Below are 11,144 nucleotides of genomic sequence, written 5' to 3' on the forward strand. Positions count from 1 at the left end.
GGTGTGGTACGCGACGAGCCGCTTGATCCCGTGGTCCTCCCGCGCCAGCACGGCGGCCTGGCCGACGCCCGGGTGCGCGGCCAGCGCGGCCTCGATCTCGCCGGGTTCGATCCGGAACCCGCGGACCTTGACCTGCTCGTCGGCGCGGCCGGTGTACTCCAGCTCGCCGCGGGCGGTCCAGCGGACGAGGTCGCCGGTCCGGTACATCCGCTCCCCCGGCGGCCCGAACGGGTCGGGCCGGAACCGGTCGGCGGTCAGGCCGGGGTCGCCGAAGTACCCGCGCGCCAGGCCCGCGCCGGCCAGGTGCAGCTCACCGGGCGCGCCCGGCGGCACCGGCCGCAGGTCCGCGTCGAGGACGTAGGCCCGCATGTTGTCCAGCGGCTTCCCGATCGGGACGGCGTCGGGTACCGCGCCCGGCATCGGGTGCGAGGTCGCGAACGTGGTCGTCTCGGTCGGGCCGTAGCCGTCGACGACGGTGGTCTCCGGGCAGGCTTCGCGCACCCGGCGGACCGCGGCGGCCGGGACGGCGTCGCCGCCGGCCCAGACCTCGCGCATGCCGCGGAAGGTGTCCGGGGCCTCCTGGGCCAGCAGCCGGAACAGGCCCACGGTGAAGAACGCGCCCTGGACGCGGTGCTCGGCGATGATCCGCCGGTAGGTCTCGACGTCGAGGTCGCCGGGCGGGGCGACGACGACCGTGCCGCCGTTCAGCAGCGGCACCCACAGCTCATACGTCGAGGCGTCGAAGGCCGGGGAGGCGTGCAGCAGCACCCGCTCGTGCGCGGCGAACCGCCGGTCGGCGGTCAACGCGACGACGTCGCGCTGGCGGACCGCCACGCCCTTCGGCTTGCCCGTCGAACCCGAGGTGTACATGACGTACGCGAGGTTGTCCGGAACCGCTTGCCGCACCGGAGCTTCGGCGCGCGGCCCGCCTGGCAGCACCACGTGTCCACTGTGGACCACGGTGGCGGCCCGAGCCTCGTCGGTGACGAGGATCGGTACGCCGGTCAGCAACGTCTTCAGCCGAGGCGCCGGCGCGCGGGTGTCGAGCGGCAGGTACGCCGCCCCGGCCAGCACGGCCGCGAGTTCGGCCACGACCAGGTCCACCGAGCGGTCCAGCAGCACGCCGACGACCGTCTCCGGCCCGGCGCCGAGCGCGGCCAGGTGCCGGGCCAGCTGCCCGGCGCGGTCGGCCAGCTCCGCGTAGGTCAGGCGGACGTCGTCGCCGTCGAGCGCGACAGCGTCCGGGGTGCGGGCCACCTGCGCGGCGAACAGGCCGGCGAGAGTGCCGTCCGGTACCGGGTGGGCCGTGTCGTTCCAGGCGACGAGCACCTGGTGGCGGTCGGCGGCGGTGAGCAAGTCGATGCCGTCGAGCGGGCGGTGCAGGTCTTCGGCGAACGCGTCGAGGACGCCGGTGAGCTGCCGGGCGATCCGCTCGGCCGTCGCGGGCTCGAACAGGTCCGGGTCGTAGCCGACGTCGAGGGTGATCCGCTCCCCCGGCGAGGCGACGACGCTGAGCGGGTAGTTGGTCGCCTCGGCGGCGTCGACGTCACGCAGCCGCAGCCCCTGCGCCGCCCCGGCGGCCGCGTCGACCGGGTAGTTCTCGAAGACGACGAGGCTGTCGAAGAGGCTGCCGGTGGTGCCGCTCCACGCCTGCAGCTTCGTCAGCGGCAGGTGGCCGTAGCGGCGGGCTTCGACCTGGCGGGCCTGCAGCGCGGCGAGCCAGTCCGCGACCGGCGAGCGGTCCGCGGTGACCCGCGCCGGCAGAGTGTTGATGAAGATGCCGGTGATCCCGTCGGCCCCGGGCAGGTCGACCGGGCGGCCGGACACCGTGGTGCCGAAGCAGACGTCACGCTCGCCGCTCAGCCGGGACAGCAGCAGCGCCCACGCGCCCTGCAGCACGGTGTTCATCGTCAGGCCCGCGCGGCGGGCGGCGTCCTGCAGCCGGGCCGAGCTGTCCACCGGCACTCGCAGCCACTCGGACGAGCGGGTCGCGTGGGCGTGGGCCGGCGCGCGGTCGAAGGGCAGCCGCGCGGGCGCGGCGAGGTCGCCGAGTTCGCCGCGCCAGTACCGTTCCGCCTCGGCGTCGTCCTGGCGGCCGAGCCAGGCGACGTAGTCCCGGAACGGCGGCCGCTCGGGCAGCTCACCACCGGCGTAGGCGGCGAAGACGTCCGAGAGCACGCCGAAGACGCTCCAGCCGTCGAGCAGCACGTGGTGGAACGTCCACAGCACCCGGACTTCCGTGTCCGACAGCCGTGCGAGGGTCAGCCGCAGCAGCGGGCTCGCGGTCAGGTCGAGGCCTTCGGCGCGGTCGGCGGCGACGACGTCCCGCCACGCCTGCTCCTGGTCCGCGCCCCGCCAGTCGAGGTGGGTGACCGGGACGGTGACCTGCCGCAACACGACCTGCACCGGCTCGGGTACGCCTTCCCAGACGATCCGCGAGCGCAGCACCGGCGTCCGGTCGACGACCCGCTGCCAGGCCCGCGCGAGCGCCTCGGGGTCGTCGACGCCGTCGAGAACGAAGGCGACCTGCTGGAAGTAGACGCGCTCCTCGCGCTGGGCGAGGGCGTGGAAGACCATGCCGCTCTGCATCGGGGTCAGCGGGTAGACGTCCTCGACGGCCCGGCCGTCCCCGGCCAGTTCGTCTACTGTGGACTGGTCGAGGCGCACCAGCGGGAAGTCCGACGGCGTGCGGCCGCCGGCGCCCGGACGGGTGCAGTGCCGGATGATCTCGCCCAGCGCCGAGGCCATCCCAGCGGCGAGGTGTTCCACAGTGGACTGCCGGTGCACGCCCTCGGCGTAGTACCAGGTGAGTTCCAGCTCGCCCGCCTCGACGCGGCCGACGACGTCGAGCAGGTGCGCCCGTACCGAGCGCGGGCTCTCGTCGGATTCCAGCCGGCCGGAACCGAACTGGCCCAGGTAGTTGAAGCTCACCTGCGGGTCGATGTCCGGGGCGGTCCCGGTCAGGTACCGCAGGGCGCCGTAGCCGATGCCCCGGCGGGGCACCGCGCGCAACTGTTCCTTGACCGACTTGAGTGCCGCACCCCAGTCGTCCGGGACGTCGAGTGCGACCGGGAAGACACTGGTGAACCAGCCCACCGTCCGTGACAGGTCGACGCCGTCGAAGAGGTCTTCGCGGCCGTGGCCTTCGAGGTCGACGACGGGCGTGCCGCCGGTCCAGTCGCGCAGCACCCGGCCGAGCGCGGTCAGCAGCACGTCGTTGACCTGCGTGCGGTAGGCCGCGGGCACCTCGCGCAGCAGCGCCTCGGTCTCCGTTGTGGAGAGTCGAACGGTGACCGAGCGCATCGACGCGACGGTGTTCGACCCGGAGCCGTCGACCGGGACCGAGGTTTCCCCGGCCACCGCCTGCCAGTGGCCGAGTTCGTCGTCGAAACCGCCGGCGGCCGCGTGCTCGGTGAGCCGGGTCGCCCACTCGCGGAACGACGTCGTGCGCGGCCCGAGGTCGATCGGCTCACCCTTCAGCGCCTGGGCGTAACCGCGGTCGAAGTCCTCGGCGAGCACGCGCCACGAGACCCCGTCGACGACGAGGTGGTGCACGGCCAGCCGGACGTCGTGGGCGGAAAGGTCGAGGCGTACCAACGGGATTTCGGCACCGACCGGGCCGTTCTCCTGCTGCTCGCCGGTGAACCGCATGCGCAGGGCGTCGTGGTGCTCCAGCAACGCGTCCACGGCTTTCCGGGCCGCCGCGAGATCGACCGAATCGGGTCCTAAATGGACGAACTGGTGGAAGTGCGCCGGCTCGGCGGTCTGGGTCGCGAAGAACCAGCGCTGGATCGGGGTGAGCGGGACCGGACCGCTGACCGGGCCGCGTTCGACGGCTTCGGCGGTGGTGCGGGCCGCGGCCGCCAGCGCGGCCGGGGTGCGGTGGGTGAACAGGTCGCCGGGCAGCAGCTCCAGCCCGGCGCGCCGGGCCCGGGACACGACCTGGATGCTGAGGATCGAGTCCCCGCCCAGCTCGAAGAAGTCGTCGGTGACCCCGACGCGCTCGGCGCCGAGCACCTCGGCCCAGATCGCGGTCAACTCCCGCTCGCGGTCGGTCCGCGGCGCGACGTGGTCGTGGCCGCCGAAGTCGGGCGCGGGCAGGGCCTGGCGGTCGAGCTTGCCGTTGACGTTGACCGGGAACCGGTCGAGCTTCACGAACGCGGCCGGGACCATGTAGTCGGGCAGGGTCCGGCCCAGGAACTCGGCCAGGCCTTCGGTCTCGCCGACGACGTAGGCGACCAGCCGCTTCACGCCGCCGTCCGCGCGGGCCAGCACCGCGGCCTGCACGACGTCCGGGTGCTCGCCCAGCGCGGCTTCGATCTCGCTCGGCTCGACGCGGAAGCCGCGCACCTTGACCTGCTCGTCGACCCGGCCGACGAACTCGAGCGCGCCCTCGTCGTCCCAGCGCACGAGGTCGCCGGTGCAGTACATCCGCTCCCCCGGCGGCCCGAACGGGTCGGCGACGAACCGCTCGGCGGTCAGGCCGGGCCGGCCGAGGTAGCCGCGGGCCAGCCCGGCGCCGGCGATGTGCAGCTCGCCGGGCGCACCCGGCGGGACGAGCCGGAACTCGTCGTCGAGGACGTAGACGCGGGTGTTGTCCAGCGGCGCGCCGATCGGCACGACGTCGGGGACCTCGCCGGGCAGCGGGTGCACGGTGGCGAACGTCGTGGTCTCGGTCGGCCCGTAGACGTCGGCGACGAGCGTCTCCGGGCACGCGGCCTGGACGCGGCGCAGGGCGACCGCGGGCACGGCGTCCCCGCCGGTCCAGACCTCGCGGACCCCGGCGAAGACCTCCGGCGCTTCCTGGGCGACCAGCCGGAACAGGCCGGTGGTGAGGAACGCGCCGGTCACGCCGTGGGTGGTGAGCACCCGGCCGAGCGTGTGGACGTCGAGGTCGCCGGGCGGGGCGAGCACGACGGTGCCCCCGTTGAGCAGCGGCACCCACAGCTCGTAGGTCGCGGCGTCGAAGGCCTGCTGGGAGTGCAGCAGGACGCGGTCGTGCGCGGCGAAGCGCCGGTCGGCGGCCAGCGCGGCGACGTCGCGGTGCCGCGCGGCCACGCCCTTGGGCGTCCCGGTCGACCCGGAGGTGTAGATGACGTAGGCGAGCTGGTCGCGGTGGGTCGTGACCGCGGGCGGCGTCGCCGGGGCGCTGTCCGCGCCGGTGACGATCACTCCGCTGTGGACGTCCTCGGCGGTGGCCAGCCAGTTCCGGTCGGCCACCAGGACTTCGGCGCCGGCTTCGCGCAGCAGCAGCCGCATCCGGTCGGCCGGGGCACGCAGGTCGAGCGGGAGGTAGGCGCCGCCGGCCTTCACGATCGCCAGCTCCGCGGCGACGAGCGCGGGCGAGCGGTCCATCAGCACCGCGACCCGGTCTTCCGGCCGGACGCCGAGGTCGAGCAGCCGGTGGGCCAGGCGGTTCGACCACGCGTCCAGCTCGGCGTAGGTGACGGACTCGTCGTCGGTGACCAGCGCGATCGCGCCGGGGTCACGCCGGACGGCGGCGGCGAACAGCTCCGGCAACGAGCCGCCGGGGAGCGGGCACGCGGTCGCGTTGCGCTCCTCCAGCAATTGCCGGGTCTCGGCGGCCGACAGCATCGGGATCCGGCTCGCCGGCTCGTGCGGAGCCGCGGCGAACCCGCGGACCAGCGCGGCGAGGTGGTGCGCCAGCCGCTCGGCGAGCGCGGGGGCGATCACGTCCGGGTCGTGGTTCAGCACCAGCGAGAGCCGGCGGCCGGGGTAGGCGACGACGCCGAGCGGGTAGTTCGTGCGCTCGGCCGCGCGGACGTCCCGCAGGCCGGGCACCTCGGCGGCGGGGTAGTTCTCGAAGACGACGATGCTGTCGAAGAGGCTCTGCCCGGAGCTGCCGCCGAGCGCCTGCAGCCGGGTCAGGCCGAGGTGGCCGAACCGGCGGGCCTCCGCCTGGTTCGCCTGCAGGTCACGCAGCCAGTCCGCGACCCCGCGGTCGCGGTCGAGCCGCACTCGCACCGGCAGCGTGTTGATGAACAGGCCGGCGATGTCGTCCGCGCCGGGCAGCTCGGCCGGGCGGCCGGACACCGTGGCGCCGAAGCACACCTCGGTCTCGCCGCTGTAGCGGGCCAGCAGCGCCGCCCATGCCCCCTGCACGACGGTGTTGACCGTGAGGTGGTGCCGCCGCGCGAAGGCCTGGACCGCGGCCGACGTCTCGTCGTCGAGTTCGACCGGGACGCGGCCGGTCGAGCTGGCGGTGTGTGCGCGGGCGGCGGTCCGGCCGCCGGGCAGCGGCGTCGGCGTCACGCCCGCGAGTTCGGCCCGCCAGTGGGCTTCGGCGCGCTCGTCGTCCTGCGCGGCGAGCCATTCGGCGTAGTCGCGGAACGGCCGCCGGGCAGGCGGCTCCTCACCACGCAGCACCGCGAGGACGTCGGACAGGACGCCGAAGACGCTCCAGCCGTCGAGCAGCACGTGGTGGAACGTCCACACGACCCGCACCGAGGTGGCCGAGTCCTTCGCGATGACGAGCCGCATCAGCGGGGCCCGCGCTAGGTCGAGCCCTTCGGCGAGGTCGGTCTCCAGCAGCCGGGCCAGCTCCGCGTCGGCGTCCACTGTGGACCAGTCCGGGTAGGACACCGGGACCTCGGCGGTCCGCTGGACGAGCTGCACCGGCTCCGGTACGCCTTCCCAGGCGATCCGGCTGCGCAGCACCGGCGTCCGGTCGACGACCCGCTGCCAGGCTTCGCCGAGCCGTCGCGGGTCGGGGACGTCGTCGAGGGTGAAGGAGATCTGCTCGAAGTAGTTGCGGTCGCCGCGGCGGGCCAGCCCGTGGAAGACCATCCCGGCCTGCATCGGGGTCAGCGGATAGGCGTCTTCGACGTCCGCGCCGAGCGCGTCGACCACATTCTGACTGAGGCGGGCGAGCGGGAAGTCGGACGGCGTGCGGCCGCCCGCGCCGGGCTCGGCGCAGTGCCGGATGATCCCGCGCAGGGCAGCGAGGAAGCTCTCGGCGAGCCGGGCGACGGTGGCCTCGTAGTGCACGGTTTCGGCGTAGTGCCAGGTGAACCGGAGGGTGTCGACGTCGGCTTGGCCGACGACGTCGAGCAGGTGCGGGCGGCGGCCGGCGAGGTCGGCGTCCAGCGACACGTCGCCGGGCGGGCCCGCGTAGAGCCCGCTGGGGAGGTCGAACCGGCCGAGGTAGTTGAAGCTCACCTGCGGGTCGACTGCCGGCGCGGTCCCGGTCAGGTACCGCAGGGCGCCGTACCCGATGCCCCGCCGCGGCACCGCGCGCAGCTGCTCCTTGACCGACTTGAGTGCCGCGCCCCAGTCTTCGGGGACGTCCAGCGCGACCGGGTACAGGCTGGTGAACCAGCCGACCGTCCGGGACAGGTCGACGCCGTCGAACAGTTCCTCGCGGCCGTGGCCTTCCAGGTCGATCACCGGCACCTCGCCGGTCCAGTCCCGCAGCACGCGGCCCAGCGCGGTCAGCAGGACGTCGTTGACCTGGGTGCGGTAGACGTCCGGCACCTGCCGCAGCAGCGCCCGGGTCTCCTCGGCGGAGAGGCGGACGGTGACCGTGCGCTCCTCGGCGACGGTGTTGAGCCCGCTGCCGTCGACCGGGAGCGGTGTGGCGGCCGGCAACGCGCGCCAGTGATCGAGTTCGTCGTCGAAGCCCCCGGCCTCCGCGTGCGCGGACAGCCTCGCGGCCCACTCCTGGAACGACGTCGTCCGCGGGCCGAGGTCCCCGCCGCGGTAAGCGGTTTCGAGGTCCTCGAGGAGGATCCGCCAGGAGACCCCGTCGACGACGAGGTGGTGCGCGGACAGGTGCAGCACGCGGCCCGACAGCGACCAGCGCAGCAGCGAGTGACCGTCGTCCGCGGCGGCGTTTTCCAGCCGCCAGGCGCCGTCGTCACGGCCGAACCGCGTGCGCAGGGCGTCGTGGTGTTCTGTCAGCCGGGCGAACGCGCCGGTGAGGGCGGCTTCGTCGACGCCCTCGGCCAGCTCGACCGAGATCGCCTGGTCGAACCGGTCCGGTACCCGGACGGTCTCGAAGAACCAGCGCTGGATCGGTGTCGGCACCACGGCGCCGGACACCGGCCCGCGGACCGGCGCCGCCCCCGCTTCGGTCACCACCGCGGCCAGGGCCGCGATCGTCTGGTGCCGGAACAGGTCGGCGGTGGTCACTTCGAGCCCAGCCCGCCGGGCGCGGGCGCTGACCTGGATGCTGAGGATCGAGTCGCCGCCGAGTGCGAAGAAGTTGTCGTCGGCGCCGACGCGTTCGACGCCGAGCACCTCCGCCCAGATCCCGGCGAGCACGGCCTCCCGCGCGGTGCGGGGCGCGCGGCCCCCGGTGTCGACCGCCGGTTCCGGCAGGGCCCGCCGGTCGACCTTCCCGTTGGCGCTCAACGGCAATCCGGCCAGCACGACGATCGCGGACGGGACCAGGTAGTCCGGCAGCGTGCGCCCCAGCGCGCGGCGCAGTGCCTCGGTGTCCACAGTGGCCCCGTCGGCCGGGACGACGTACCCGATGAGCCGCTTGCGGCCGCCGGTGGCCCGCACCACGACCACGGCCTGCGTCACCGCCGCTTCCGCGGCCAGCGCGCGTTCCACTTCGGCCGGTTCGACCCGGAAGCCGCGGATCTTGACCTGGTCGTCGGCGCGGCCGGCGAATTCGAGGGTCCCGTCGGTGCGCCACCGCGCGCGGTCGCCGGTGCGGTACATCCGCTCGCCGGGAACCCCGAACGGGCAGGCGACGAACCGGTCGGCGGTCGCACCGGGCCGCCCGGCGTACCCGCGCGCGAGACCGGGTCCGGCGACGCACAGCTCGCCGAGCGCCCCGCGTGGCACCGGGCGCAGGTGCTCGTCCAGCAGGTACCCGCGCATGCCGGCGAGCGGGGCGCCGATCGGGACCACCTCGGGGACCGCGCCGGTCATCCGGAAGGCCGTCGCGAACGTCGTGGTCTCGGTCGGGCCGTACCCGTCGACGACGGCCAGACCCGGGCAGGCGGCCAGGACGCGGCGCACGGCGTCCGGCGGGACGACATCCCCGCCGGTCCAGACCTCCCGCAGCCCGGTGAAGCACTCCGGGTCCTCCTCGGCGAACAGGCGGAACAGCCCCGCCGTCAGCCACATCGCGGTGACCCCGTGGGCCGTGACCAGCGCCCGGACCGCGTCGGCGTCCAGGTCCCCCGGCGGGGCGACGACGACGGTGCCGCCGGTCAGCAACGGCACCCACAGCTCGTAGGTGGACGCGTCGAACGCCAGCGGCGAGTGCACCAGCACGCGCTCGTGGGCGTCACCGGCGAACCGCGGGTCGGCGGCCAGCGCGACCACGTCGGCGTGCCGGACCGCGACACCCTTGGGCAGGCCGGTCGACCCGGAGGTGTACTCGACGTAGGCCAGATTGTCCGGGTGGAGCGCGACTTCGGGTGCACTCGCGTCTTCGCCCACATCGGACACGGCCAGTGTCTGTCCGTCGTGGACGGTCGTCGCGGTGTCGTGCCACCGGTCGTCGGTGAGCAGGAGATCCGTACCGTCGAGCAGCAGCCGCAGCCGGTCGGCGGGGGCGCGCAGGTCCAGTGGGAGGTAGGCGCCGCCCGCCTTGAGGATGGCCAGCAGGGCCACGACGAGGTCGGGCGAGCGGTCCATCAGCACGCCGACGCGGTCCTCCGGCCGGACGCCCAGCCGGACCAGCCGCCGGGCGAGCCGGTCCGAGCGGGCCCGCAGCTCGCCGTAGTCCCAGCGGACGTCGCCGAAGACCACGGCGGGCGCGTCCGGGTGCTCGGCCGCGACGCGGTCGAACCGCGCGGTGACGGTGTCCCGCGGGGTGGCGTCGACCGCGGCCGGGAGCAGGAACCTTCGGTCGTCCGGGGTGAGCAGCGGCAGCGCATCCACCGGCGCTGCGGGGTCGGCGGCGATGCCTTCGAGGAGTACTTCGAGGCTCGCGGTCAGCCTGGCGATGGTGACGGCGTCGAAGAGCGCGGTCGCGTACTCCACGGTGACGCGCAGGCCGTCGTCACGCGGCCAGAACTCGATCACCAGGTCGAACCGGGCGGACGGCCGCGGCAGGTCGTGCTCGCGCACCCGCAGCCCCGCCACCTCGCGCGGCTGCACCAGCGGCGTCTGCAGCACGACGACGGCCTGCACCAGAGGGGTCCGGGACGGATCGCGGTCCGGCTGCACCTCCTCGACGACGCGGTCGAACGGGACTTCGCCGTGCGCGAACGCCTCCAGCACGGTTTCCCGGAACGCGCCGAGGAAGTCCTCGAAGGACTGTTCGCCGTCCACTTCGGACCGCAGGACGAGGGTGTTGACGAAGAAGCCGGTCAAGGGTTCGAGTTCGGCCCGGTCGCGCCCGGCGACGGCGGTGCCGACGGCGATGTCGCGCTGCCCGCCGTAGGCCGCCAGGAGCAGCTGCACGGCCGCGGTGAGCGCCATGAACGGCGTCGCCCCGCACGGCCGTCCGGCTTCGGTGACCCGGCGCACGAGACCAGCGGGCAGGTCGTGGTGGTGGACCGCGCCCGCGGTGTCGCGCTGCGCGGGGCGCGGCCGGTCGGTCGGGAGGCCGAGCGGTTCGACACCGTCGAGCCGCTCGCGCCAGTACGCAGCCTGGTTGTCCACATCGGACCTCTGCTGCCAGCGCGTGTAGTCGCGGTAGCCCAGCGGCAGTGGCGGAAGGGTCGCGCCCGCGTACAGGTCCAGCAGCTCGCCGGTCAGGATGCCGATCGAGCGGCCGTCGGTGACGATGTGGTGCTGGCACAGCACGAGCAGGTGCTCGTCGGAACCCTGCGGGTAGAGCACGGCCCGCGTCAGCGGCCCGGTGCGCAGGTCGAACGGGGTGGCCAGCTCGGCCGCGAGGACGTCGTCGTCCGCGGGGGTTTCGTTGATCCGCAACGGGATCTCGCCCGTAGAGGCGATCCGCTGCACGCCCTCGCCGTCGACCGAATCGAACGTCGTCCGCAGCGATTCGTGGCGGGCGCAGAGGTTCGCCAGCGCACCGCGCAGGGCCTCGACGTCGAGCGGGCCGGTCAGCGTCAGGCCGACGCCGGTGTTGTACTCGGCGCTGCCGCCGGCCAGTTCGTCCAGGAACCACAGCCGCCGCTGGGCCGGCGACAGCGGCAGGACCTCGGCGGGCGGGGTCGCCGGGATCGCGGCCTCGTCGGCGCGCGGCGCGGCCT

The 11,144-nt window shown here is 74.4% G+C and carries 1 protein-coding gene; it reads right to left on the reverse strand.

What is annotated here, in order from left to right:
* The coding region (locus G3I65_RS25020; protein WP_160698263.1) for a non-ribosomal peptide synthetase at positions 1-11,144 on the reverse strand (11,144 nt) is incomplete at both ends.

The organism is Amycolatopsis sp. SID8362, assembly GCF_010550475.1.
GTDB classification, from domain to species: Bacteria; Actinomycetota; Actinomycetes; order Mycobacteriales; family Pseudonocardiaceae; genus Amycolatopsis; species Amycolatopsis eburnea.